24 protein-coding genes are annotated in these 25,312 nt (G+C 64.8%); 10 read left to right on the top strand and 14 right to left on the bottom strand.

All coding sequences use genetic code 11. The annotated features are described in order from the left end of the window. Window positions 1-14: 14 nt before the first annotated feature. From ACFWXH_RS13705 to ACFWXH_RS13695, 3 genes are all read right to left on the bottom strand, one after another. Window positions 15-1,535: an ABC transporter ATP-binding protein gene (locus ACFWXH_RS13705; protein ID WP_379121038.1), complete on the bottom strand. Its 1,521-nt coding sequence runs from the start codon at window positions 1,533-1,535 to the stop codon at window positions 15-17. A 10-nt stretch (window positions 1,536-1,545) separates the two neighbouring features. Continuing rightward, complete coding sequence (locus tag ACFWXH_RS13700; protein WP_379121036.1) at window positions 1,546-2,574, bottom strand: BMP family protein; 1,029 nt, start codon at window positions 2,572-2,574, stop codon at window positions 1,546-1,548. 157 nt (window positions 2,575-2,731) lie between these two features. Beyond that, window positions 2,732-3,631 carry a LysR substrate-binding domain-containing protein gene (locus ACFWXH_RS13695; protein WP_379121034.1) on the bottom strand — a complete coding sequence of 300 codons (900 nt, stop codon included), beginning with the start codon at window positions 3,629-3,631 and terminating at the stop codon, window positions 2,732-2,734. A gap of 199 nt (window positions 3,632-3,830) precedes the next feature. On the opposite strand from ACFWXH_RS13695, the gene ACFWXH_RS13690 reads away from it, so the two are divergent. Beyond that, the gene (locus tag ACFWXH_RS13690; RefSeq protein ID WP_379121032.1) at window positions 3,831-4,640 is read left to right on the top strand and encodes an SDR family oxidoreductase; all 810 of its coding nucleotides are present in this window, start codon (window positions 3,831-3,833) and stop codon (window positions 4,638-4,640) included. A gap of 42 nt (window positions 4,641-4,682) precedes the next feature. Here ACFWXH_RS13690 and ACFWXH_RS13685 read toward each other — a convergent pair whose 3' ends face one another. Further along, window positions 4,683-5,567, bottom strand: a complete 885-nt coding sequence (locus ACFWXH_RS13685; protein ID WP_379121030.1) for a helix-turn-helix domain-containing protein — start codon at window positions 5,565-5,567, stop codon at window positions 4,683-4,685. A 370-nt stretch (window positions 5,568-5,937) separates the two neighbouring features. On the opposite strand from ACFWXH_RS13685, the gene ACFWXH_RS13680 reads away from it, so the two are divergent. The 5 genes from ACFWXH_RS13680 to ACFWXH_RS13660 all read left to right on the top strand — a co-directional run bounded on the left by ACFWXH_RS13680 (window position 5,938) and on the right by ACFWXH_RS13660 (window position 12,235). After that, the gene (locus ACFWXH_RS13680) at window positions 5,938-7,209 is read left to right on the top strand and encodes an ABC transporter substrate-binding protein (protein WP_379121028.1); all 1,272 of its coding nucleotides are present in this window, start codon (window positions 5,938-5,940) and stop codon (window positions 7,207-7,209) included. A 168-nt stretch (window positions 7,210-7,377) separates the two neighbouring features. Then, window positions 7,378-8,238, top strand: a complete 861-nt coding sequence (locus tag ACFWXH_RS13675; protein WP_379121026.1) for a carbohydrate ABC transporter permease — start codon at window positions 7,378-7,380, stop codon at window positions 8,236-8,238. Continuing rightward, window positions 8,238-9,065, top strand: coding sequence for a carbohydrate ABC transporter permease (locus tag ACFWXH_RS13670; RefSeq protein ID WP_379121024.1), 828 nt, complete (start codon window positions 8,238-8,240; stop codon window positions 9,063-9,065). Before ACFWXH_RS13675 ends, ACFWXH_RS13670 begins: the two co-directional genes overlap by 1 nt. Before the next feature lie 34 nt (window positions 9,066-9,099). Then, window positions 9,100-11,130 carry an aldo/keto reductase gene (locus ACFWXH_RS13665; protein ID WP_379121022.1) on the top strand — a complete coding sequence of 677 codons (2,031 nt, stop codon included), beginning with the start codon at window positions 9,100-9,102 and terminating at the stop codon, window positions 11,128-11,130. Window positions 11,131-11,170: 40 nt separating this feature from the next. Continuing rightward, entirely contained in the window at window positions 11,171-12,235 is a 1,065-nt protein-coding gene (locus ACFWXH_RS13660) for an ABC transporter ATP-binding protein (RefSeq protein WP_379121020.1), read from the top strand. 23 nt (window positions 12,236-12,258) lie between these two features. Here the strand turns inward: ACFWXH_RS13660 and ACFWXH_RS13655 are convergent, their stop codons facing one another. The 5 genes from ACFWXH_RS13655 to ACFWXH_RS13635 form a co-directional block, all read right to left on the bottom strand. Beyond that, window positions 12,259-12,405, bottom strand: coding sequence for a hypothetical protein (locus ACFWXH_RS13655; protein ID WP_379121017.1), 147 nt, complete (start codon window positions 12,403-12,405; stop codon window positions 12,259-12,261). A gap of 155 nt (window positions 12,406-12,560) precedes the next feature. Then, entirely contained in the window at window positions 12,561-13,847 is a 1,287-nt protein-coding gene (locus ACFWXH_RS13650; RefSeq protein WP_379121015.1) for an NAD(P)/FAD-dependent oxidoreductase, read from the bottom strand. A 2-nt stretch (window positions 13,848-13,849) separates the two neighbouring features. Next, entirely contained in the window at window positions 13,850-15,208 is a 1,359-nt protein-coding gene (locus tag ACFWXH_RS13645; RefSeq protein WP_379121013.1) for a glutamine synthetase family protein, read from the bottom strand. Window positions 15,209-15,668: 460 nt separating this feature from the next. After that, window positions 15,669-16,280 carry a class I SAM-dependent DNA methyltransferase gene (locus tag ACFWXH_RS13640; RefSeq protein ID WP_379121011.1) on the bottom strand — a complete coding sequence of 204 codons (612 nt, stop codon included), beginning with the start codon at window positions 16,278-16,280 and terminating at the stop codon, window positions 15,669-15,671. 27 nt (window positions 16,281-16,307) lie between these two features. Then, on the bottom strand, window positions 16,308-16,463 hold the full coding sequence (locus tag ACFWXH_RS13635; protein ID WP_379121009.1) for a hypothetical protein: 156 nt from the start codon (window positions 16,461-16,463) through the stop codon (window positions 16,308-16,310). A gap of 101 nt (window positions 16,464-16,564) precedes the next feature. Here ACFWXH_RS13635 and ACFWXH_RS13630 point away from each other — a divergent pair, with 101 nt between their 5' ends. Then, window positions 16,565-17,485: a LysR substrate-binding domain-containing protein gene (locus ACFWXH_RS13630; protein WP_379121007.1), complete on the top strand. Its 921-nt coding sequence runs from the start codon at window positions 16,565-16,567 to the stop codon at window positions 17,483-17,485. Between the two features lie 12 nt (window positions 17,486-17,497). Here the strand turns inward: ACFWXH_RS13630 and ACFWXH_RS13625 are convergent, their stop codons facing one another. Then, on the bottom strand, window positions 17,498-18,052 hold the full coding sequence (locus ACFWXH_RS13625) for a LuxR C-terminal-related transcriptional regulator (protein WP_379121005.1): 555 nt from the start codon (window positions 18,050-18,052) through the stop codon (window positions 17,498-17,500). A gap of 351 nt (window positions 18,053-18,403) precedes the next feature. Here ACFWXH_RS13625 and ACFWXH_RS13620 point away from each other — a divergent pair, with 351 nt between their 5' ends. Continuing rightward, a complete protein-coding gene (locus tag ACFWXH_RS13620; protein WP_379122201.1) occupies window positions 18,404-18,829 on the top strand; it encodes a GNAT family N-acetyltransferase in 426 nt (141 codons plus the stop codon). A gap of 176 nt (window positions 18,830-19,005) precedes the next feature. Here ACFWXH_RS13620 and ACFWXH_RS13615 read toward each other — a convergent pair whose 3' ends face one another. Beyond that, on the bottom strand, window positions 19,006-19,980 hold the full coding sequence (locus ACFWXH_RS13615) for a proton-conducting membrane transporter (protein WP_379121003.1): 975 nt from the start codon (window positions 19,978-19,980) through the stop codon (window positions 19,006-19,008). Window positions 19,981-20,471: 491 nt separating this feature from the next. On the opposite strand from ACFWXH_RS13615, the gene ACFWXH_RS13610 reads away from it, so the two are divergent. Both ACFWXH_RS13610 and ACFWXH_RS13605 read left to right on the top strand, forming a co-directional pair. Beyond that, on the top strand, window positions 20,472-20,798 hold the full coding sequence (locus tag ACFWXH_RS13610; RefSeq protein WP_379121001.1) for a hypothetical protein: 327 nt from the start codon (window positions 20,472-20,474) through the stop codon (window positions 20,796-20,798). A gap of 76 nt (window positions 20,799-20,874) precedes the next feature. Beyond that, on the top strand, window positions 20,875-21,183 hold the full coding sequence (locus tag ACFWXH_RS13605) for a hypothetical protein (protein ID WP_379120999.1): 309 nt from the start codon (window positions 20,875-20,877) through the stop codon (window positions 21,181-21,183). Window positions 21,184-21,395: 212 nt separating this feature from the next. On the opposite strand, the gene ACFWXH_RS13600 is transcribed toward ACFWXH_RS13605, so the two are convergent. Genes ACFWXH_RS13600 through ACFWXH_RS13590 form a run of 3 tightly spaced genes read right to left on the bottom strand, consistent with a single transcriptional unit; the run spans window position 21,396 to window position 25,311 of the window. Next, a complete protein-coding gene (locus ACFWXH_RS13600) occupies window positions 21,396-22,511 on the bottom strand; it encodes an anhydro-N-acetylmuramic acid kinase (protein ID WP_379120997.1) in 1,116 nt (371 codons plus the stop codon). Then, a complete protein-coding gene (locus tag ACFWXH_RS13595; protein ID WP_379120995.1) occupies window positions 22,508-23,524 on the bottom strand; it encodes a serine hydrolase domain-containing protein in 1,017 nt (338 codons plus the stop codon). The genes ACFWXH_RS13600 and ACFWXH_RS13595 overlap by 4 nt, the downstream gene beginning before the upstream one ends. Beyond that, window positions 23,521-25,311: an ABC transporter ATP-binding protein gene (locus ACFWXH_RS13590; protein WP_379120993.1), complete on the bottom strand. Its 1,791-nt coding sequence runs from the start codon at window positions 25,309-25,311 to the stop codon at window positions 23,521-23,523. The genes ACFWXH_RS13595 and ACFWXH_RS13590 overlap by 4 nt, the downstream gene beginning before the upstream one ends. Between the last annotated feature and the right edge of the window lies 1 nt (window position 25,312).

Genomic DNA, 25,312 nt, shown 5'->3' with positions numbered 1-25,312 from the left:
TGGAAAAGCACCCATCACGCCGCCTCGTGTCCGGCCATCATCGCCCCGATCTGGCTGATCGTCAGTTCGCCGCGTGCCGAGGGTTTCGACAGCCGCCCTTCCGAGATCACCACGATGCGATCGGACAGCGCCAGCAGTTCCTCCAGGTCCTCCGAGATCAACAGCACTGCCGCACCACGCGCACGCGCTTCGAGCAGCCTGGAATGCACATAGGCGACGGCACCGACATCGAGGCCACGCGAGGGCTGGTTGGCGAGGATCACGGACGGGTTGGGGTCGAGCGCGCGGCCGAGGATCAGCTTCTGCATGTTGCCGCCCGAAAGCAGCCGGATGCGTGCCTCGGGCGAGGGGCATTTCACCTCGTAGTCGTCGATGATCGACTGCGCGAAGGTCCGCGCCGCCACCCAATCGACAAGCCCGCCGCGGCTGAAGCGGCGGTCGCGGTAACGCTCGGCAATCACGTTCTCGCTGACGCTCATGTCGGCGATGGCGCCCTGCCTGTGGCGGTCCTCCGGCACGCGGGCGATGCCGGCGTTCAGGGCCGCCAGCGGCGACCATGCCGTCACCGCGGCGTCCTTGATACGCACCGTGCCCGAGACCGGCGCTTCCATGCCGGCGAGCAGCCCGGCGAGCGCAGCCTGGCCGTTGCCGGAGACACCGGCCACGCCGGTGATCTCGCCGCCATGCAGCGCAAGCTCGATCTCCTTCAGCGCTGTGCCATGCGCGCGCCGCGCGGTCGAAACGCCTTTCAGCTCGTAGAGCAAAGCGCCACGTTCGACCTTGGCCACGACCGGCGGCGTGACTTCGCGCCCTACCATCAGGGCAGCCAGTTCGTGGCGGTTTGTATCGGCGGTGCGGCGCTCGCCGGACAGCTTACCCGCGCGCAGCACCAGCACGCGATCGCTCGCCATCATCACCTCGTTCAGCTTGTGCGAGATGAAGATCACCGACAGGCCCTTGGCGACCAGCAGCTTCAAGGTCCTGAACAGCGCCTCGGTTTCGGTCGGCGTCAGCACCGCCGTTGGCTCGTCGAGGATCAGCACCCGCGCGTCGCGGTAGAGCGCCTTGAGGATTTCGACGCGCTGGCGTTCGCCGACGGAAAGATCGGCGACCAGAGCATCCGCCTTGACGGCCAGCCCGAAATCCCGGGCCAGCTGGTCGATTTTGGCACGCGCCGCCGAGCGGTCGAGTTTCAGCCGGAAGAGAGGCTGGGTGCCGAGCGCGATATTGTCGATCACACTCATATTGTCGGCCAACGTGAAATGCTGGTGCACCATGCCGACGCCGGCAGCCAGCGCCGCCTTCGGGTCACCCGGCGCCAGCGCCTTGCCGAACACCTCGACGCTGCCTTCGTCGGCCACATAGTGGCCGAACAGGATGTTCATCAGCGTCGTCTTGCCGGCGCCGTTTTCGCCCAGCAGGGCGATGACCTCGCCCTGCCGAAGCTCGAACGAAATGCCGTCGTTCGCGGTCAGCGCACCGAAATGCTTGGTGATGCCCGAAAGACGGAGAGCCGGGGGAAGCGGCGCGTTCATAACCTGCCGCTTAGCTCGACTTCGGCTCCTTGTCATCGATCTCGATCGTCAGGCTGCCGTCCTTGATCGCCTTTTCCTTCTCGGCGACCTTGGCCATCACCTCGGCCGGCACCTTGCCGTCGAAGGAACCGAGCGGCGCCAGCGAGCAGCCGCCGTTCTTCATGAAGGAATAGACGCCGTAGTCCTCGGCCTTGAAGGCGCCGGCCTTCACCTGGGCGATCGCGTGGTCGAGCGTCGGCTCGAAGTGCCACAGCGCCGAAGCGACCACCGTGTCGGGATAGTCCTTCTGCGTGTCGATGACGTTGCCCACCGCCAGCACCTTGCGCTCCTTGGCTGCGTCCGAAACGCCGAAACGCTCGGCGTAGAGCAGGTCGGCGCCCGCGTCGATCTGCGCGAAGGCGGTTTCCTTCGCCTTGGGCGGATCGAACCACGAGCCGATGAAGGCGACCTGGAACTTGGTGTCGGGCGCGCTTTCCTTCACGCCGGCGATGAAGGCGTTCATCAGCCGGTTCACTTCCGGGATCGGATAGCCGCCGACCATGCCGATGTTCTTCGACTTGGTCATTGCGCCGGCGATCAGCCCGGTGAGGTAGGAGGCGTCCTGGATGTAGTTGTCGAAGGTCGCGAAATTCGGCAGCTTCTCCGCATCGGGCTTGAAGCTGGAACCAGCCAGGAAGGCGACGTCCGGATAGTCGGTGGCGACGGCGCGCGCCGCGTCCTCGACGCCGAAGACCTCGCCCAGGATCAGCTTGTGGCCGGCCTCGCAATATTCACGAAGCACGCGCTCGTAATCGGTGTTGGCGGTGTTTTCCGAGAAGACATATTCGATGTCGCCGCGTTCCTTGGCGGCATTGGCCGCCTTGTGGATGCGGCTCACCCACTGCTGCTCGACCGGCACCGTATAGACGGCCGCGACCTTGATCGGATCGGCGGCGAAGGCGCGGCCGGCGAAACCGCCGGTCATGGCAAGTGCGGCGCCGGCACCGACGCCTTTCAGGACGGTGCGGCGGGACGGCGTAAAAGAGCTGGAAGTCGACATGTTGCTTGGTTCCCCTGGCTGGCTTTTTTATCTTTTGGTCAAAACTACCAAGAGACTCGCGCGAGCACAATGCGCCGTGGCGATGCCACAGGATGCCGGGCGAGGCAATTTCCAGATGGCGGAAGCCCACAAGAAGCTGGTCGTCGCACCGGCGTTGTTATCGTGCGTGTATCGCCCTGGCGACATCGATGAAGGCGCGCAGCTTCGGCTGGCTCTGCATCGCCGTCGGGAAATAGAGGAAGATACCGTCATCCTTGCCGATCTGGTCGGCAAACAGCAGTTGCAGTTCGCCGCGTTCGACCTCTTCCTGGACCTCCGGCTCCTGGACATAGCCAAGCCCGATCCCGGCTTTCACAAGACGGACGAGCGCCAGCCGGTCGTCGACGATCACCTGCTGGGGCATCTTCACACGGATCGTTCTTCCACGGCGCTCGAACTCCCAGATGTGAAGCGTCCGCGAGGCCTGGAACCGGAACAGGATGGCCTTGTGTTGCGACAGGTCCTCGAGTCGTTTCGGCGTTCCCGAACGGGCGAGGTAGTCGGGGCTCGCGGCGATGGCCCATCTGTTCCCGGGCGTCAGCCGTACCGCGATCATGTCCTTGTCGATGGCTTCGCCCAGGCGGATGCCGGCGTCGTAGCCATCGGCGACAAGATCGACGAGCGCGTCGTTCAACGATATGTCGAGCACCACCCTCGGATACAGCTCCTGAAAACGCTCGATGATCGGCAGGACCGGATAGCGCATGGCGCTTCGCGGGATGGTGAGGCGCAGCGTGCCTGCCGGCACCGACTGGGCCGCGCTCAGTGTGGCCAGCGCATCGCTGATCTCGTTGGCCGCGCGGTCGAGGCGCTGGAACAGCTCCGCGCCGGCATCGGTCAGCCGCACATGCCGGGTCGTGCGCTGGAAGAGTTTGGTCTGGTAGCGCGTCTCGAGCGCCCTGATCGCCTTGCTCATCGCTGTCGGGCTGATGTCGAGCGCTTCCGCGGCGGCGGTGAAGCTGCCATGGCGCGCGACAGCCAGGAAGTGCGGCAATCCGTCGAACAGGTCGCGATTCATGGAATTGAGCCGGTCAGGATCATCGTTGCATGTCTGCACGGCAGTTTACGACTATGAACTTCAGGTTCAAGACCCTTATCGTTGGCGGCAGATTATCTTCATAATCAGAATTGCTACATGCCACTTCATCGCAGTGATGGCCCAAATCCCTGGGCTGCGGAAAAGAGCCTGCCGCATGCCGGTGGGCGAAGGAGTGAGCATGTCACAGACAGTTCTCATAACAGGCGCGTCGACCGGGATCGGCCGGGAGACGGCCAGGCTGTTCCAGGCCCGTGGCTGGAACGTCGTCGCCACCATGCGGGCGCCGGAAAGCGAAACCGAGCTCAACCGGCTCGACAATGTCCGCGTCCTGCGCCTCGATGTGACGGACGAAGCGAGCATTCGCGATGCCGTCGCCGAAGGCGTGCAGGCGTTCGGCCCGATCGATGTTCTGGTCAACAACGCCGGTTTCGGCGCCTATGGCCCGCTCGAGGCGACGTCGCTCGAAACCATCCGCAGGCAGTTCGACACCAATGTCGTCGGCCTGCTCGCGGTCACCAGGGCGGTGCTTCCTCATATGCGCAGCCGCGGCCGCGGCACGATCGTCAACATCAGCTCGATGGGCGGTCGCGTCGCGTTCCCGCTGGGCTCGCTTTATCATGGCAGCAAGTTCGCGGTGGAAGGTCTCACCGAGGCGCTCTCCTACGAGCTCGGCGCGATCGGTGTGCGGGTGAAGCTGGTCGAGCCGGGCATGACCAAGTCCGATTTCGGCAGCCGCTCGCTCGTCTTCAGCTCCGACGATTCCATGCCCGAATATGCCGCGCTGGTGAAGGGCACGGTGGAGGCCTTCGCCACCCTGCAGGCGGCGGAAACATCGGACGTCGCCGAGACGATCTTCGTTGCCGCGACCGACGATACGGACCGCCTGCGTTATCCGACCGGCAACGACGCGAAGATGTTCATCGACATGCGCCGCGAGCAGGACGATGCGACTTTCGGGCAATCGCTGCGACGCATGTTCAACATGTGATGCGCCTGTTCCCGCGAAGGCTGCACGACAGCCTTCGCGGGGTCAGGCGGTCGATCCCGCGCGGCGGAAGCTGGAGGGCGTCATGCCGGCCAGCCTGCGGAAGGATTTGTTGAAGGCGCTCAGCGAGCCGAAGCCGCTTTCCATGGCGATGTGCAGGACGTTGGCGTCCTCCCGCATCAGCATCGCCTGCGCATAGCTGAGGCGCAGAAGGTTCAGATATTCATTGAGGGTCATGCCGGTGGAACGCCGGAAGACGCTCATCGCATATTTGGGATGGATGGCGAATTCGGCGGCGATGTCGGTGATGCTGATATCGTCGCGGAAATTGTCGGCGATGTAGGCGCAGATGCGCAACGCCAAGGGCAGCGCGCGCTGGTCGAACGCGTCGGCGGTGTCTGTTGCGATCGCCGCGCCGGGCAGCAGTTCATAGGGTTCGAAACGCATGCGCTCGATGCGCAGCAGCAATTCGTTCACGGCATGTGCGGCCTTGGCGGCATCGCCCGAGCGGGCATAGAGGTTCCAGCGCTCGAAATTGCAGCCGTCGGCCGGATCGGTCGCGCGCAGGATCAGCACCTGGCCCGCCATCAGATGCTGCTGGATGCCGGTGGGCAGGTTCAGCCTGAAGAAATGCACCAATGGCAGATGTGCGCCGGCATAGATCGTATCGTCGCTGCGCCAATCCATCTGGTGCGGGATGCCGCCCCAGAACAGGCAGAGATCGCCCTTGGTCAGCACCAGTTCGCGATCAGCCATCAGGTAATGGACCTTGCCTTCCACGATGAAGTTCACCTCGACCTGGGCGTGCCAGTGCGGCGCCTCCATGACCGTGGGATGGGTGTGGAACATCTGCAATTGCATGGGGAAGGCTTCAACCGTGCTTGCGCCGGTACGCCAGTAAGAACCGCCTGCACTCTTGCTGTCCACCAAGCCGGGAGCTCCTGTTTTAGCAAGCGAAGAACCGCGTCCAGTGTAGCGCGGTCCTTTCCAGGCGCAAATGGAAGCGCCGTCGGCGGAACCTTCGTGCCCTACGAGTACCCCCACCCCTAACCCCTCCCCTCAAGGGGGAGGGGAATTTGGGCGCGCGGCAGCTCTCCCTCCCCCTTGAGGGGAGGGGTTAGGGGTGGGGGTCTCTTCCTTCACTTGATTATCTTGCACCCGGGTGAGCCACCCTGACGGACAATGCCGCCCGCCACCTTACCATTCGGCAAATTCATGTTCCGTTTGCGGGAGACCGGCCGTTTCCAGCCGCTAATCTCGGCATGCTCCGGGAGAGAGCAATCGAAATGGGAGGAACAGGATGCGTACCACACTCGTGTGCGCGGCGATGGCGCTTGCGCTCAGTCAGGGACCGGCGCTCGCCCAGTCCGGCGAGATCACCATCTGGAGCTGGAACATCGCCGCTTCGTCGCTGAAGGAGACGATCGCGGGCTTCAACAAGAAGCACCCCGATGTGAAGGTGACCGTGCAGGATCTCGGCAACCAGCAGGTGTTCGACAAGACCCTGGCCGGCTGTGCCGCCGGCGGCGCCGGGCTGCCCGACATCATCTCGATTGAAAACCAGGAAGCCGAGATCTTCTGGAACCAGTTTCCCGATTGCTTCGCCGACCTGAAGACGCTCGGCTATACCGACGCTACGGCGCAGCTGTTTCCCGAATTCAAGCGCGTCGAGCTGGAGGCGAACGGCAAGGTCTACGCCATGCCCTGGGACTCCGGCCCGGTCACGGTGTTCTACCGCCGCGATTACTACGAGAAGGCAGGCGTCGATCCCGCCTCCATCAAGACGTGGGACGATTTCGTCGCCGCCGGCAAGAAGATCATGGAGGCCAATCCCGGTGTCATCATGACCCAGGCCGACCTCAACGGCGACGACGAGTTCTTCCGCATGATCTCGAACGAGCAGGGCTGCGGCTACTTCTCGCAGGACGGCTCCGCGATCACCGTCACCCAACCCGGCTGCGTCACCGCGCTGGATGCCGTCAAGAAGATGAAGGACGCCAACCTCGTCAGCGCCGGCAACTGGGACGAGAAGATCCAGGCCACCAAGGCCGGCAAGGTCGCCACGCATATCTTCGGCGGCTGGTATGAAGGCACGATCCGTTCCAATGCTCCGGATCTCGCCGGCAAATGGGGCGTCTATCCCTTGCCCAGTGCCTCTGCCGACGGCCCGCATGCGGCCAATCTCGGCGGTTCGTCGCTGGCGATCACCGAGACCTCCCAGAACAAGGAAGCCGCCTACGCCTTCACCAGCTACGCGCTGGGCACCGTCGAAGGGCAGGTCACCATGCTGAAAGCCTATGGGCTGGTGCCGTCGCTTCTGAGCGCGCTCGATGACCCTTACGTGCAATCGGGCCAGCCCTATTGGGGCGATCAGAAGGTGTGGGTCGACGTCCTGTCGACCTTGCCCAAGGTCAAGCCCAGCCGCGGCACGACCTATTTCACCGACGCCAACAAGATCCTCACCGCCACGCAGCTGAAATACATCGAAGGCGGCTATCCGGATGCCAAGGCGGCCCTCGAGGACGCTGCCAAGCAGATCGAATTGGCAACAGGTCTGCCCCTGTCCCAGTAACCTCCCAAGGGCGTGATCCTGAAAAGTTGCAGACTTTTCGGACAAAGATCACGCGCAAACAAGGACAGCGCCGGCAGAGGGCTAGAGCGTCCAATCGGACGCGCAGCGGACGCTCTAGCCCCTCGAACCTGCGCTCGTCGCCGGTGTCTCATGTCTCGTGGAGTTGGAATGCGGCCCCGCACACTCACAGCCTACGGTTTCCTGACGCCGTATCTGCTGATCTTCCTCGCCTTCTGGGTGTGGCCGATCGTCAGCTCGTTCTGGATGTCGTTCCTCAACACGCGCCGCCTGCCGTGGACATTCGCGCCGCAGGCCAATTGGGGCCGCCTGCTGGTCGATCCGGCCTTCGCCAACGCGCTGAAGAACACGCTGATCATCCTCGTCGTGCAGGTGCCGGTGATGATTACGCTGGCAACCGTGCTGGCCGTGCTGCTGCACTCGCCTCTGCTCAAGGCGCGCGGCCTGTTCCGCTTTGCCTTCTTCGCACCCGTCGTGGTCGGCGAGGTCGCCTATGCCGCCGTCTTCCGGCTGATGTTCAACTACGAGTTCGGCATCATCAACAAGCTGCTGGCCCTGATCGGCATCGCGCCTGTGTCCTGGACCTCGAACCCGACCGCGGCCATGGCGCTGATCATCATTGCCGTCACCTGGCGCTGGGCCGGCTACAACGCCATCCTGATCCTGGCCGGCCTGCAGTCCATCCCTCAGGACCTCTACGAGGCCGCGACCCTCGACAAGGTTTCCAAGACGCGCCAGTTCCTGTTCATCACCGTGCCGCTCCTGCGGCCAATCATCCTGTTTTGCATCGTGCTGTCGATCATCGGCACCATGCAGCTGTTCACCGAGCCGTTCCTCATCACCAATCGCGGCGGCCCCGGCGGCGCCACCGAAACGCTCGGCATGCTGCTCTACCGGCAGGGCTTCCTGTCGTTCAACTTCGGCTATGCGTCGGCCATTGCCTACACCATCGCGGCAATCGCCATGGCGCTCTCGCTGCTCAACATGTGGGCCGGAAAGGAGCGCCGCTGATGTTCACCGCCCGAACGGGTCGTGCCCTGGCACTCCACGCCGTGCTTCTGCCGCTGGCGCTGATCTGGCTGTTCCCGCTGTGGACGATGTTCGTCTTCGCCACACTGCCCGACGACGGCATCTTCGGCTCGTCCATACGATTGCTGCCGTCGACAGCCTTCGCCGACAATTTCGCCAATCTGCAGCACGACACCAATTTCATCCGCGCCATGTCGATCTCGATCGTCGTGGCTTTGGTCTACACGCTGATTTCGGTGGCACTCACATCGATGGCCGGCTGGGCGCTGGCGCGCTATCGCTTCGTCGGCCGCACGGCGGTGATCGGCATCATCTTCGGCACGATCACCTTGCCCTATTTCGTCGTCGTCATTCCACAGTTCATCATGGTGGCGCGCGACTTCAACATGGCCAACAGCTGGTTCGCGCTGATCGTGCCGCCGCTGTTCAATTCGCTCGGCGTGCTGTTCATGCGCCAGTCCTTCACCATGCTGCCGGAAGAGGTCTTCGATGCGGCGCGGGTCGAGGGCATCGGCGAATGGCGCACCTTCTTCCACATCGCGCTGCCGATGACGCGGCCGACGCTGGCCGCGCTGTCGATCATCCTCTTCCTGCACAGCTGGAACAACTACCTGTGGCCGCTGCTGGTCAACAGCCGGCCGGAGATGATGACCGCGCCGGTGGCGCTGGGCAGCCTGATCGGCCTCACCAAAGTGTCCTGGGGCGGCATCATGGTCGGGGCAGTGGTGCTCACCGCACCGATGCTCGTCCTGTTCGTCGCCCTGCAACGCCATTTCATCGCCGGAATCTCGGCGGGAGCGGTCAAGTGACCGTTTCAGCCCACTGCCAATCCAGGAGACCATCATGAGCACGTCGAACAAGATCCGCTGGGGCATCGTAGGGCCCGGCACCATCGCCAAAGCTTTTGCAGGCGGTGTCGCGCATTCGCGCAGCGGCGTGCTGGAGGCGATCGCCACGCGCGATCCCGGCAAGCCAGGCCTCGCCGACGCTTTCCCCGGCGCTCGCATCCTGCGGGGCTACGACGCGCTGCTCGCCGACCCGGCGGTCGATGCCGTCTACATCGCCACGCCGCACCCCGGCCATGCCGAATGGGCGATCAAGGCGCTCGAAGCCGGCAAGCACGTGCTGGTCGAGAAGCCGATGGGGCTGACGGCCTTCGAGGCGGATGCGATGATGCATGCCGCCCGCAAGGCCGGCCGGTTTCTCGGCGAAGCCTATATGTACCGCCTGCATCCGCAGACCCTGAAGCTGGTCGAGCTGATCAAGGCCGGCGCTATCGGCGAGGTGCGGCTGATCCGCTCCACCTTTGGCTATGCGATGCCGTCCGTGATGCCCGAGCATCGCCTCTACGCCAATGACCTCGCCGGTGGCGCCATTCTCGATGTCGGCGGCTATCCGGTTTCCATCGCCCGCCTGATCGCCGGTGCTGCGGCGGGCAAGCCGTTCCTCGATCCCGAAAGCGTCGCCGGTGCCGGCCATCTCGGTACGACCGGCGTCGACGAATGGGCTTCGGCGCTGCTCAGATTCGCCGGCGGGATCGTCGCGGAGGTTTCCTGCTCCATCTCGCTCACCCAGGACAACGTGCTGCGCATCTTCGGCACGAAAGGGCGCATCGAGGTCGCCGACTTCTGGTTCGCCTCAGGCAAGCAGGGCGGTACCGGCCATATCGACGTCATCACCGCCGACGGCAGGCAGGTCGTTGAGGTCCGCGAGGAGGGCTGGCTCTATTCCTTCGAAGTCGATGCGGCCGGCGACGCCATCCTGGCGGGCGGGCAGGAATTCGCATGGCCAGGCATGGGCTGGGCCGACAGCCTGGGCAATCTGCGCGTCATGGACAGATGGCGTGCCGCGATCGGCCTCGAATATGGCATCGAGAAAGCCGGCGGCCGCCCGAACACGATCTCGGGTCGCAAGCTTGCCAGGAACAGCACGCGCATCCCGAAGCGCCAGGTCCCGGGTGTGGCCAAGCCCTCTTCCGTGCTCGCTCTGGGCTTCGAGGATTTCCGCACCTTCTCGTCCGGCGCGATCCTGCTCGATGCCTTCTTCGAGGCCGGCGGCAATCTCTTCGACACGGCCTTCGTCTATGGCGGCGGCTATACCGAGAAACTGTTCGGCGAATGGCACCGCAATCGCGGCACGCGCGACGAAGCGGTCGTCATCGGCAAGGGTGCGCACACGCCATTCTGCACGCCCGACGCGATCGGCAGGCAGCTGGCGTTATCGCTCGACCGGCTGCAGACCGATCATGTCGATATCTATTTCATGCATCGCGACAACCCGGATGTGCCGGTCGGCGAGTTCGTCGATGCGATGGATGCCGAGGTGCAAGCGGGCCGCATCCGTGGTCCGTTCGGCGGCTCCAACTGGACGCGAGAGCGCATGGCTGAGGCAATCGACTATGCCGAAAAGAACGGCAGGCAGGCTCCCGGCGCGCTTTCGAACAATTTCTCGCTGGCCGAGATGCTGGTGCCGATCTGGGACGGTTGCGTCGCTTCCTCTGACACCGCCTGGAGGCACTGGCTGATCGAGCGGCAGATGCCGAATTTTGCCTGGTCGAGCCAGGGGCGCGGCTTCTTCACCGAACGTGCCGGCCGCGACAGGCGCGACAGCGAGGAATTGGTGCGGGTCTGGTATTCCGAGGACAATTTCGCCCGACGCGACAGGGCGATCGAACTGGCCGGCCGCCTCGGCAAGAGCCCGATCCATGTGGCGCTGGCCTATGTGCTCGCGCAGCCTTTCCCTTCCGTTCCGCTGATCGGCCCAAGGACATTGGCCGAGCTGGACGACAGCCTGCAGGCGCTCGACATAACGCTGTCGGAGGCGGATCTCGACTGGCTGGTCAATGGGCCCGCGCCGCAGCGCAAGGCCGGATGAATTCCTCTAAAAGCATCTGTCGAGCAGGGAGAGCCATGCATTGAGCGCAATCGAGCTGAAGACGGTCAGGAAATCCTTTGGCGTGGTCGACGTCATCAACGGCGTCGATCTCGCCATAGAATCCGGAGAGTTCTGCGTTTTTGTCGGCCCGTCCGGCTGTGGCAAGTCCACCTTGCTGCGCATGATCGCCGGCCTGGAAGACGTCACCTCCGGTGATGTCCTCATCGGCGACAAGAGGGTCAACGCGATCGAGCCCGGCGATCGCGAGCTCGCCATGGTCTTCCAGTCCTACGCGCTCTACCCGCACATGACTGTCGAGCGGAACATGGGTTTCGGCCTCTCCATGAACGGCATGGCCAAGGCCGAGGTCGAGAAGCGCGTCACCGAGGCCGCGGCCGCGCTGCAGCTGCAGCCGCTGCTCAAGCGCAAGCCCTCTCAGCTTTCCGGCGGGCAGCGCCAGCGCGTCGCCATCGGCCGCGCCATCGTGCGTCACCCGAAGGCGTTTCTGTTCGACGAGCCGCTGTCCAATCTCGACGCGGAACTGAGAGTCCAAATGCGTGTCGAGATCACCAAGCTGCACCGGCAGCTCGGCGCCACCATGATCTATGTCACCCATGACCAGGTCGAAGCGATGACCATGGCCGATCGCATCGTGGTGTTGCGCCGCGGCGTCATCGAACAGCAGGGCCGTCCGATCGATCTCTACCGCGATCCCGACAACGCCTTCGTCGCCGGCTTCATCGGCTCGCCGAAGATGAATTTCTTCAAGGGCACCATGCGCCCCGATGGCACGATCGGCCTGGCTGAAACCGCATTCGCGCCCGCCCCGTCGTCCGTGCCCGGCAGCGACCGGGAGGTGACGGTCGGCCTGCGGCCGGAGCATTTCGAGATCGGGGCCGAAGCCGGCGTCGCGCTCACGATGGAGATCGACCTGATCGAGAACCTGGGCGGCAATTCGATCTGGCACGGCCGCTTGTCCAGCGGCGAAAAACTCCTGGTCGAACGCCGCGGCTATCACGATCAGGGCCCGGGCGCTTCCGTGCAGGTTTCCTTCCGGCCTGATGACGCGCTCATCTTCGACCGGGACGGCAGGAGGCTGCGCTAGCATCGCCGGCTCAGCCGGGAACCTTAGCCCAGGGCAGGAAACAGCCAGCCGAGGATCGCCGTCACGGTGAACCCCGCCGCTATGATGACGAGTGCAAATCTGAGGAACGAAGAGCGCTCGTCCTCGCGGGCAGATCGTGGAGCCAGGGCTGCACGGCTTTGAGCGATCATAAGTGATACTCCCCAACATCACTCCTGCACTGAACGCTAGCAACCAAACCCTAACATTGCATTAGACCGCGCTCAGATGAGCGTGCCAATCCGGCCGAGATGTCCGAGGGAGCTGGCGGGGACATAAGGCCCCCGCCAGCTTGCTTGCCCTGGGCTCAGTGCTTCAGCCGGTCGCGCATGGCGTACCACAGCATGCCGAGCACATAGAGCGGTCCGCGCAGCGCCGCTCCGCCCGGGAAGGGCATCGGGTTCAGCCCTTCGAACAGCGCGAAGCGGCTGGTTTCGCCCGATATCGCCTCGACCAGCAGCTTGCCGGCCAGCGTCGACAGGATGACGCCCTTGCCGGAATAGCCATGCGCGAAATAGACCTCGCCGTCGCGGCCGACATGCGGAAAGCGCGACGTGGTCACCGACACCAGGCCGCCCCAGGCATAGTCGATCCGGCGGCCTTTGAGCTGCGGGAAGGTCTGTTCCATATGCGGGCGCACGAAGGCCTGGATGTCGGCGGGCGGGCTCGGCGTGTAGCGCTCGCCGCCGCCGAACAGCAGGCGCCCGTCGGCCGAGAGCCTGTAGTAGTTGACGACGAAACGCGAGTCCGAAACGGCAGCGTTGCTGGGGATGATCTCCCCGGCGTCGGCCAGCGGCTCGGTGGCGACGATATAGTTGCCGACCGGCATGATGCGGCTTTCCACACGCGCATCGATGCCGGCGAGCAGGGAATCGCCGGCCAGCACGGCATGGCGGGCGCGCACCGCGCCCTTTGCCGTCTCGACCCTGATGCCGCCGCGTCGGTCGAGCCGCAGCGCCGGTGAGCCCTCATGGATCGTCACCCCCGCGGCGGCTGCCGCGCGGGCCAGCCCCAGCGTGTAGTTGAGCGGGTGCATGTGGCCGCCCAACGCGTCGAAGAACGCCCCCTTGTAGCGCGAGGCGACCGCGTCGAAGGATTCCGACGCGGACAGGATGCTGGCATGCGGATAGTCCATGACCGTGGCCAGGCATTCGACCTCGCGCTCGAACCAGGCCATGTCGCCGTCGCTGACCGCGCAGACGAGGTGGCCGGTTTTCCTGAGGTCGCAGTCGATGGCATGGCGCTCGATCATCTCGAGCACCAGCCCCCACGCCTCGAAGGCGAGGTCGAACAACGCCTTGGCGCGCTCGCGGCCGTAGAGCTTGACCAGCTCTTCCGCCCCCTTGCGCAGGCCGACGATCATCTGCCCGCCATTGCGCCCGGAGGCGCCCCAGCCGACGCGCCCGCCTTCCAGCAGCACCACCTTCAGTCCGCGCTCCGCTGCGTGCAACGCGGCAGAGAGCCCGGTGCAGCCGCCGCCGACCACGACGAGGTCGGCGTCGACCTCGCCGGCAAGCGCCGCATGCCGTGGCGCCGGGCTGGCCGTCGCCGCGTAATAGGATCGCTCCATATCCAGTCCGGAATTGAAGCCCATGATCACACCCTCCCGAAGAGGTGATCGCGCTCCCAGGTGGTGATGACGCCCTGGAAGTTGTCGAGCTCGACCTGCTTCAGGCGCAGGTAAGCGTCGGTGAAGGCCTTACCGAGCAACCGGCGCACCGGTTCGCAACCATCGAGGCGCGCCAGCGCATCCTCCAGCGTGCGCGGCAGATCGGGCTTGATCGTGTAGGCATTGGCCGGCGCTTCCGCCCGCCGTTCCAGCCCCTCTTCGATGCCGAGATAGCCGCACAGCAACGATCCGGCCATGGCGAGATAGGGATTGGCGTCGGCGCCCGGCAGCCGGTTCTCGACGCGCCGGCCGATGCGTTTCGAGCCCGGTACGCGCAGTCCGCAGGTGCGGTTGTCGCGCGCCCATTCGACATTGTTCGGTGCGCTGAACCCCGGCTTCAGCCGGCGAAACGAATTCACATTGGGTGCGAACAGCGGCATGGCCTGCGGCACATAGGCCTGCAGCCCGCCGATGAACTGCGAGAACAGCGCGCTGTCGCGGTCATCCGCGTCGGCGAACAGGTTGAGACCGCTGGCAGCATCGACCACCGACATGTGCAGGTGCATCGAGCTGCTGGCCTGCTCGGCGATGGGCTTGGCCATGAAGGTCGCCGCCAGCCCGTGCTCGCGCGCCGCCTGGCGCACCAGCCGCTTGAACAGCAGCACCTGGTCGGCCAGCCGCAGCGGATCGCCATGCTTGAAGTTGATCTCGAGCTGGCCGGCGCCGGTTTCGTGGATCATCGTGTCCAGCGGCAGCGCCATCATCTCCGCCCGCTGATAGATCGCGTCGATGACCGGCTGGAATTCGCCGAGCGCTTCCATGTCGTAAGGCGCGGCCGAAGTCTCGGCACGGCCGGAAACACCGACGGGTGCGCCGGGCGGCACATTCGGGTCCGGGTTGGGCGCGGTGAGATAAAATTCCAGTTCCGGCGCCATCACCGGCCGCCAGCCGCGCGTCTCGTAGAGCGCGATCACCGACTTCAGCACCTGTCGCGGCGACGACGGCCACGGCGTGCCGTCCTGGGCAAAGGCATCGCAGAAGACATAAGCTCTTGTTGGGGTTTGGCCGGGTCGGGTTCCCGCCGCCAGGCAAAGGCTGGCGAGGTCGGGCTGGAGCCGCATGTCGGCATCCTGGTAGGCGCTTTCGTCGTCGATGGCGCCGGTGTAGTGGCCGGTCACCGCCACCATGAAGGCGCTGTTCGGCAGCATGATCGCGGCATCGTCGGGCGCCGCCAGCAGTTTCGGTGCAGGCACGATCTTGCCGCGCAGCACACCGTTCATATCAGGTACAAGGCACTCGACTTCCGAGATCGCCTGTTGTTCGAGCCAATTCGCCGTATCAGTCATGTCCCACCACTTCTATGCGCCAATCTGAAATCTTGTCCGAGATCGCGAGCAGGTCGGTGGGCAGAGGGCCGGAGCGGGGGCGCAGGTTGTCGAAGTGCATTGTGCTCTCCTGGGTTGGGTCGGGTTTTGAGATATGCCGGAATCGGTAGCGCGAACTGCGCCGGGATTTGTTGCCATGCCTGCCGCATAGGCCGCAAGCCATGCGCGCATGGCATCGTATGGTGCAGGCGAGCGTCAGCTTCCGGTGATCGGGCTAAAGCAATTCCAGGAAAAGTGTGCAGCGGGTTTCCGTCGGGAATTGCGTAGAAATAAAGAGCTGGAGCGTTCCCGTCAAAAACGGAAACGCTCCAAAGATCGGTGCTTTTGCATCCGCCTTCGTGTCGCCCGCGTTCGAGTAATCGAAACATGAACGGGTGCAGTTCGACGCAACGATGCAGCCTTTCAGGCCGCCACCGGCAGTTCAGGACCCCTTCACGGCCAGGAAGGATATCCATTCTTCGCCATTGCCGGTGTTGACGGCAAACTCGTCCCAGACAACGGCCATGCCGGCGTCTTCGAGGAGCCGCGCGAAGTCGTCGCGGCGCCAAAGGACGGTCTGGTACTCGCCGTTCTTCTCGCCATCGCCGTGGCGCATCGAGACCAGGAAGACGCCGCCGGGCCGCAGGGACTGCGCGACCTTGCCGAGAACCGCTTCGATCTCGGCGCGACGGACATAGAACAGGACGCAGAGCGCGACCACCGCATCATAGGGGCCGCCCAGTTCGTCGGCGACGACGTCGAGAAGATCGGCTTGCTTGCCGCGTGCCGCCTGGATCTCGAGGAAGCGTCGCGTCGCATCGGTGCGCCTTACATGCAGGCCTAGATCTTCCAGAAAGTCTGCTTCGCGTCCGGCGCCGGAACCGATTTCCAGGATCTGACTGTCCGTGCCGACTTCAGCCGCGAGACGCTTCAGCGCTGCCTGGACGCGTTCGATCGGCTCGCTGCCGACGATCTCGTCATACCGGTCCGCGTAGGCTTCATACATATCGATGACCTGGCGGCTCTGCTTCAAGGCTTCCGCGGCGATGGTCATGATGGATACTCCCTCTCAGGCAACAGTTCAGAAAGCGGCGTCGCCGTCGAGCAGGCCGATATCGCGCTTGAGGTAATCCGGCAGGTCGCTGCGGGCGAGCAGGTCCTGTGGGCGTGGCTTGAACGGGGCGAGCAACAGGCGGGCGAGGTGACGGCGAGGCGAAAGGTGCAAGAGCGTGGTCATGGCTAGTTCCTTTCTGTGATCTGATGAAAGGATATTGCTCCTGGCCGCGCTTCATTTCCAATCGAACGTCGCGTATCATGCATGAGGAGGATTGATGCGTCATGAGCTGGAAGCTGCCCCCTCTCGGAGCCGTCCGGGTGTTCGAAGCCGCGGCCAGGCTCGGAAGTTTCACCAAGGCTGCCGACGAGCTCGGCATGACGCAGTCTGCGGCGAGCCACCAGATCAAGCTCCTGGAGGAACGCGCCGGAACGCCGCTTTTCATACGGAAAACAAGGCAGATAGAGCTTACCGAGGCCGGCGCGCGGCTGGCACCCGAGGCCTCGTCGGCCTTCGCGACGCTGGCCGATGCCTGGCTGGCGACGAAGGGTGGGGCGGGCGGCGTTCTCTCCGTCTCGACGATGCAGACCTTCGCGTCGAACTGGCTCGCAGTTCGCCTTGGAACATTCCAGCTGATGCATCCCGAACTTGCCGTGAAGGTCGAGACGTCGCCCCGGCTTGTCGATTTCACCCGCGAGGCGACCGATGTCGGCATCCGCACCGGAAGCGGCAGCTGGCCGGGCCTCACCGCGCACTATCTCTTCAAGGCGGACTATTGTCCGATGATCAGCCCACGCCTTGCGGAAAGTGTCGGCGGCATCCACACGCCGGAAGACCTCTACAAGGTGCCGCTCTGCTGCGCCGACGATCCGTGGTGGAAGATCTGGTTCGAAGCGGCGGGCGTGCCATATGATATCGATCGGGCTATCCATGGGCCGGACCTTGGGTCGCAAGTCTATGACGCGATGGCGGCGATCACCGATCAGGGTGCGGCGATCCTCACGCGGAATCTCTACGGTGCGCTCGTCGCGAAGGGCCAGCTGATCCAGCCTTTCGAGGCGATGGGTTCGGACGGCGACGGCTACTGGCTGGTCTATCTCGAGAGCCGCCGCAACAGCGCACGCATCAAGGTTTTCCGCGACTGGATCCTCAACCAGACCGAGGAAGCCCGAAAGCTGGAAAGCCGTCTGCCTTCTTCCCGTTGATTCTGGCGTCCGTCAGAACCGCGGGTACAGGCCGGTGCTGATCGCCTTCGCCACTGCCGCGGCGCGCGTCTCCACTTCCAGGAACCGCAGCACCGCCGAGACATGGATGCGAACGGTGAAGGGCGAAATGTTGAGCGCGCGGCCGATTTCCTTGTTTGACCGGCCTTCCGCCATCAGGTCGAGTATCTCGCGCTGGCGCGATGTCAACTCGCCCCGGTTGCGGGACGAAGGCGCAGTCGGCCGTCCGGCCGGAGCGCCGGCGACGATCGCCTGCAACGCCTCGGCGATCTCCTCCGGCGTGGCCGACTTGCCGATATGCCCGTCGGCGCCATTGGCGACGACATTGCCGATCATCCTGCGGTCGTCGAGGGAGGAGACGAAGATGATCGAGGCGTACGGAAATTCGCCGCGCAGCCAGCGCGCCGAAAAGACCGGATCGTAATCCGGGCACAGGAAGTCCAGGACGATCAGCTCGGGGTCGACCTCGCGCCGCGCCATCAGGCTTTCCAGGTCGCTGGCAACATAAAGCTCTGCCTGGGGGAACGTGCCTCGCACGATCCGCAGCATCGCTTCCCTGAAGATCGGTTGTCCGTCAGCGACGACTATTCTTTTTGGCGAGGAACGCGCAGAACCCATCATGCTTCTTGATACACCTGCCGGTTCGTCGGAGCTGTTCAATTGACCGACCAGCGGTATCAGACTGCCGTCCCGGCGCGAAGCATTCTCGACTAGCACATGTGGACTAGTCCTGCGCCCCGCAGGGGCCCGCTGCCGGCGTCGGCTTTGGAGTCGGGTGTCCATGTGCGGGTGAAGCCCTGTTCCCGGCACGGGCAATGGTCCGCGCCGTTGAAGCCGATGACAAAGGCCGCTACACCCGCTGCTGCACAGGCATGGCGCCGTCGCTGGCAAGGCTACCGGATGAAGATCGAAGTCACCGACACACCCGATCCTTTGGCGCTCGCGCTGGTCGGCGACAACCTCTCGGCGTTCAATGTCCAGGATGTTGGTCCGGCGGAAAGGCGTGCCCTGGCCGTTCTGGTCCGCGACCGGGGCAAGGTGGCGGCCGGCATCTCGGGCTACACAGCCTGGGGCTGGCTTTACGTGCAGTGGCTGTGGGTGGATGAGAGCCTGCGCGGCCAGAACATGGCTGCGAGGATGCTGCAGGCGGCGGAAGACGAGGCCACGGCGCGCGGCTGCCATGGCGCCTATATCGATACCTTCAATCCGACTGCCCTGAAGGTCTATCAGCGCCAGGGCTATCAACCATTCGGAACGTTGCCGGATTTCCCGAAGGGCCGGACGCGGACGTTCCTGGCGAAGGGGCTCAACCCACTGGAAGCTTAGGCCGCTTCCCCGTCCTACGGAAACGGCTCATTGCTGAATGGGTTAAGCTTGGAGACAGCGGCTCAGGAATTCGGTCATCCCCGACACTCTCCGCTCCCTGTGGTCGCTTCGAGGTCGAGGATGACGGATTTACGCCTTGGCCAGCGATGCGTCCGCGGCCATCAATTCCGGCACGTTCAAGTGTTGCTGGAATCCGAAGCCGTGGGGAATCGGCGGGCGAATTCCTTTTCGTTGCCGGCTGCCAGAAGCTTGGCCTGCTCGACCCAGCGCTCACGCGCGATGCGCCCGTCGAACTGGAGATAATCCTCCACCCGTTTGATGTCGGCCGCCGTCCAGCCCGCGATCTGGGCAAAGGTGGTGATGCCGTGTTCCTTCAGGCGGCGTTGATTGACAGGCCCGATGCCGATCAGGCGACGCAGGTCATCCGGCTTGGCTGATGTCGCCTTTGCCGTCTTGGGTGCGGCCGCTTTTGCGGGGGCTGCTGCCTTGGCCGGCTTGGATGTCGCCGTCTTGGCTGCTGGCGCCTTGGCCGGCTTGGAGGCAACCGCCGCGGCTGGCTTCGCCGCAGCTGCCTTGGCTTGCGCCGGCTTGCTGGAGGTCGCGGCCTTCGTCGGCTGCGACGCCGCCGCCTTGGCTGGCTTGGATGCTACCGCTGTGCTCGGTTTCGACGCGGCTGCCTTCGCCGGTTTAGCCGGGGCTGCGGTCGCCACTTTTGATGCGGCTGCCGTGGCCGGCTTGGATGCTACCGCAGTGGCCGGCTTTGACGCCGCGGCTGGCTTGGATGCTGCCGTCTTGGGTGCAGCCGCTTTTGCCGGCTTGGCTGCAGCTGCCGTGGCTGGCTTCGCCGCTTTGGCTTGCGCCGGCTTGGCGGGGGCCGCGGAAACCGTTGCCGACGAGGCCCGCAGCGGAGCCGCAGAAGACGAGGCGGATTTCGCCTCGCGCAATTGGCGCTCCAGATCGGCGCGCGCGTTGGCGCAGGTTTCCAGATCGCCGGTCAGGCGTTTCGCGTCGGATTTCAACCTGTCGCGCTCGTTGCGGATGCTTTCGAGATCGCCTCGTGCACGCGCAAGCTCATCACGCAGACGCCCCCACAAAAACCAGCCGATCAACAAGCCGACAATGAAAGCCAAGAGCACATAGAAAAAAGTCATTACTTCTCTCCTGCGAGTAATCGTTCCTCAAAAAAGATCTTTGGCACGTCATCCTGCGGCAGAGTGGCCGCAAAAGGAAAGGCGTCCATACTAAAATCTATCAAACCAGAAACTTATAAACCGGAAACTTGGTTCATGTACACGCATGCCTGTTCCTCGGTGTTGCGATGCGGGTTCCCGGCCCTCTTCACTTTCTGCGACTCGATGATCCCGCCGCCATCCACTCGGCTCCGATCGTGCGTGGCTGTCTCTCCGGATCCCTGGAATTCGTGTGAGGCGCGGGCCAGATTAAAACATGATAATTTTACTCCAGTTTGTATTCCCAGAACCGGATTTGCGTTGTAAGGTCGGTGATGTCGCGCAGGTGTGATCCCACCGCGACATCAACGCTCAGCACCTGGCAGTGTCGGTCGCTGTCTTGGGCGGGATCGCCATCGTCCTCAAGGAGATCGGCCGGGCGACGTGGCTATGCATGGATAGGAATGGGCGGCATGATCAACTACAGGCCCTCCGGCGCTCCGGGCGCGCCCTTCGAACACGGCGGATTGACTGGAGAAGCGAGCCACCTCCGCGAGTCCATCGCGGCCCTGGAGACCTCGTTGTCCCGGCTTCACCAGGCCAAGCGCGTCGCCGATGAAAGCTTGCGCCGCGCGCAGGATGCGCCAGGCCCCCATACCTCCGAAAACTCGATCTTCGTGGCGCTGTGGGAATCGCATCTCGGCGACCGGGAGATGCTGTTCTCGGCAATGCGGCAACTCGACCATGCGCGCCAGGCGCTGGACAGCACCGGGATCAGCGAGCGCGACAGGGCCGATTGACCGACAGCAGTTCAACACAAGCGCATCGCAGCCCATCGCCACGTCCGCTTCCCGCAATCCAGACAGTGAGTACGTGATGCATACGGAAACCGAACGTCGACAGGACGAAGCCGAGGCGCGGCTCCGCGCGATGATCCTGAAGGAACTGTGCGAGGCCATGCACGCCACCAATCTGCCGCCGCTGTCGGTGCTGCGGCTGGCGGCGCGCTCGATCGGCTCGATCTACCGGGAGATGGCGGATGCTCATCTCGGCTTCGACCGTTGCGCATGCGGCTGGCGACCGCACACGACGGATGTGGAGCTTCTCTGCATGGCGTTGATGACTGCCTGCACGCAGCGTCGAACGGCCGATCTGCGGCTGATGCGCGTCGAGGGCAATGCGTGAGGATGGAGCTATCGACTCTCCAAGCAACGAACCCCCACCCCTAACCCCTCCCCTCAAGGGGGAGGGGAACTTGGCGTGCGGCAGCTCTCCCTCCCCCTTGAGGGGAGGGGTTAGGGGTGGGGGTACTCGACGGGCTCGATGTCGCAGAACTCAGCCGCCCCCGACCGCTTCCCTTCGATCGCTCCGCGCCCGAGGATGACGGCGCTCCTGGTCTAGCCGGCGATGCGGCCGCCGGTCATCGGTTGGGGTACGCCGGTGGTGCTGGGGAAGCTGATCGGCAGGCCGCGCAGCGCCCGCACCGCCAGGAAGGCGAAACACTCGGCCTCGACGGCATCGCCGCGCCAGCCGAGCGTGTCGGCGGAAACCGCATCGACGCCCGCCCTTTGTTTCAGCATGGCCATGAATGTCGGATTGTGGCGCCCGCCGCCCGACACGAACAGCGACTTCGGCCGCCGTGGCAGAAGGTCCAGCGCCTTGCCGACACAGGCCGCGCTGAAGGCGGTGAGCAGGGCGGCGCCGTCTTCGTTGCCCAGGCCGTCGGCCATGGCGGCGGTGAAGTCGAAACGGTCGAGCGACTTCGGATAGGGTGCGGCGAGATAAGGATGCTCGAGCAGCTTCGCAAGCCGCGCCTCGTCCACCTTGCCTTTGGCGGCAAGCGCGCCGTCGCGGTCCATCTCGCCCAGCCCGCGTGCCTTGATGAAATCGTTGATCGGCGCATTGGCCGGCCCGGTGTCGAAGGCGACGATATCGCCCTTGCCGTCCCACCAGGTGACATTGCCGACACCGCCGAGATTGAGGATGGCGCTGTCGCCGCTGGCGCCGGCCGTACCTAACAAGGCCGCGTGGTAGGCGGCTGCCAGCGGTGCGCCCTGGCCACCGGCACGGACGTCGGTGGTGCGGAAATCATGGACCACCTTGGTGCCGAGGATGGCGTGCATCAGGGCGCCGTCGCCAAGCTGGCGCGTATCGCCGAGGCGGCCCTTTTGCGGACCGCGATGCAGCACGGTCTGGCCATGGAAGCCGACCGCGCCGATATCGGCCATGTCCATGCCTGCCTGCTCAACCACCTGCTTCACCGCGGCCGACTGGGCGCGGGTGAGCGCTTCTTCGGCCTCGGCAAAGATGGCAGGTTCCGGTCCTTCGAAATTCCAGACGCGGGCGGCGGCCTGCGCTTCCTCCAGCATGGTGCGGATCGACGGCGCATAGGGGACCAGCGCATAGGCGCCGAAGGTCTCGATCGTCTCACCGTCGGTCTTGAGCAGCGCAACGTCGATATTGCCGTCGAGCACGGTTCCGGTCATCAGCCCGACCGACCAGAGAGGGGTCATTCTTGTGCTCCATTTATGAAGTCGCCGACGTGGCGGCGAAGGTCTGCGATGCCGCTGTCGAAATGGCGGGTGGGGTGGATGCGGTTGGTTAGCAGGGTCCAGGCGTGACCGGCGTCGAAATCGATCCACAGTCCGGTTCCGGTGAAGCCGGTGTGCCCGATGGTGGCGGCGCTGCAATGCTCGCCGCCCGACCAGCCGTCATAGGCATGTTCCCAGCCATGCGTGCGCTTGTCGGAGAGCGGCGCGCGCATCAGGGTGATGGCTTCGTGCGAAGCGCCGGTGCCGTCGAGCAGGCCCTGCGCGAAGTCGAGCACGGCGGCGGCGGTGCCGAACAGCCCGGCATGGCCGGCCCCCTGCAGTGCCGAACAATTGTCGTCATGCACCTCGCCGCTCAGGACGCGGTGGCGCCAGGTGCAGTCCTCGGTCGCGGCCGACTGTTCGGGGGCGGCCGAGAAGGCGAAGCCCGGGCCGGCGTCCATCGCGCGGATCGTCTGGCCCGACAGGCGCTCCATGGCGAAGCCCAGCAGGATGAAGTTGATGTCGGAATAGACCGATGCGCTCCTGTGCCATTCGCGCTGCAGCACGAAAGCCCGCAAAAGGTCCGGGTCGCGGCCATAGGTGTAGATCGGCGCCACGGCGGGGAAGGGCGTCTGGTGCCCGAGGCATTGGCGAAAGGTGACCTGCCGCTCCCAGCAATCGGCATCGTATTGGCGCAGGTCCGGCAGGGCCGTGGTCAACGGCGCATCGAGGTCGATGATGCCGGTCTCCGCGAGCGCCAATATGCGCGGCGTGGTGAAGATGACCTTGGTGAGCGAGGCGAGGTCGAACCAGGTGTCCTCGCGCATCGCGCGTTCGGACGGCACGCGCTGCGCGAGCCCCGTGGCGCGGGTGAGCCGCTGGCCGTTGCGCGTCACCAGCCCCAGCACGCCTCCCGGGATGTGGTTCGTTTCCACCGCCTGCCGCAGCGGGCCAAAGGCCCGGTCGAAACGCCGCTGGAGGTCGTCGGTCCTCATCCTTGCAATTCTCCCTCGGCGCGCACCTTGTGGTCGTGCCCGAACTGAAGCCAGTTCGCCGGCGCCGGTTCATAACCGAGCGGCCGGACCAGCGAAGGCACCTGCCTTGTGTCCAGCTCGAAATGCTGCCGGCGCCGGTCGATCGTCGGCACCGCCTCGATCAGCTTCCTGGTGTAGGGATGCCGGGGGTTCGACAGCACCGATCTGGCGTCGCCGATCTCGACGATCTGGCCGGCGAACATCACGGCGACACGATGTGCGATCCGTTCCACCACCGCCATGTCGTGCGAAATGAACAGATAGGCAAGACCGTATTCGCGCTGCAGGTCGACCAGAAGTTCGAGCACGCGCGCCTGCACCGACACGTCGAGCGCCGATACCGCCTCGTCCAGCACCACGACGGAAGGGTTCAGCATCAGCGAGCGCGCAATGCACAGCCGCTGGCGCTGGCCGCCGGAGAACTGGTGCGGGTAGCGCGTCAGGCTGTCCTGCGGCAGGCCGACGCGCTTCAGCAGCGCCGCCATCCTGTCGCGCACCGTGGCGTCGATACGCTGGCCGGCGGCGATCACCGGCTCGGCCAGGATCTGCTCGACGCTAAGGCGTGGGTTGAGCGAGGCATAGGGGTTCTGGAACACCATCTGCACCGGCAGGCGGCTTTGCCTGGCCGCATGCGCGTCGACGGTGAAGGCGCCGCGCGTCGGCGAGACGAGGCCGAGAACGGCGCGCGCCGTGGTCGATTTGCCCGAACCGCTTTCGCCGACGATCGCCAGCGTCTCGCCCGCCATCAGCTCGAAGCCGACGCCGTCCACCGCATGCACCGCGCCGAAGGGCCGGCCGAGCCAGCCGCTCTTCATGGGGTAGCGCACGACGAGGTCGTCGACCTTTAGCGTCGGTTTGGGCAGCGTCGGCCTGGCCGCTTCGGATTTCTCCTCGGCTTGCGTGCGCGTGCCATCCGTCCGCGCCGCGCTGCCGCCGGAAAAATGCGGCACGGCGTGTAGCAGATGTTTCGTATAAGGGTGCTGGGGATGGTCGAGGATCTGGCTCAACTCGCCCTGTTCGACGGCGCGGCCATCCTGCATCACCATCACGCGGTCGGCGATGCCGGCCACCAGCCCGATATCGTGGCTGATGAAGATCATCGACATGCCGGTTTCGCGTCTGAGCTCCGCCAGCAGCGCCATGATCTGCGCCTGCACCGTGACGTCGAGCGCGGTGGTCGGTTCGTCGGCGATCAGCAGGCGCGGGTTGCAGGCCAGCGCCATGGCAATCATCACCCGCTGCAGCATGCCGCCGGAAAGCTGGTCCGGCGTCGCCGCCAGCCGGCGCTCGGCATCGGGGATGCGGACACGCTCCAGCGCTTCACGCGCCGCTTCCTTGGCCTGCCTGCCGGTCAGGCCGCGATGCAGCTGGAACGCCTCCTCGATCTGGCTGCCGATGGTGAGCACAGGGTTCAGCGAGGTCATCGGCTCCTGGAAAATGACGCCGATTTCGGCGCCGCGGATCCTGGTCAATTCGCGCGTGTCGGCGGTGCCGATATCGATGACGCTGCCGTCGGCGCGCGTGAGCTCGATCGAGCCGCTGGCGATGCGCCCGCCGGCATAGTCGATCAGCCGGTTGGTCGAGAGCGCGGTGACGGATTTGCCCGAGCCGCTTTCACCGACGATGGCCAGCACTTCGCCTACACCGAGCTCGAAGCTAACGCCGTGCACGACTTCCTTGGCATCGCTGCCGCGGCCGAAACTCACATGCAGGTCGCGGACCGAAAGGATCGGTTTCGTCTGCGCCATC

The organism is Mesorhizobium sp. NPDC059054 (assembly GCF_042739215.1).
Taxonomy (GTDB): Bacteria; Pseudomonadota; Alphaproteobacteria; order Rhizobiales; family Rhizobiaceae; genus Mesorhizobium.
Note: the sequence above shows the minus strand (reverse complement) of the source record. Positions and strands in the feature narration are given on the sequence as shown.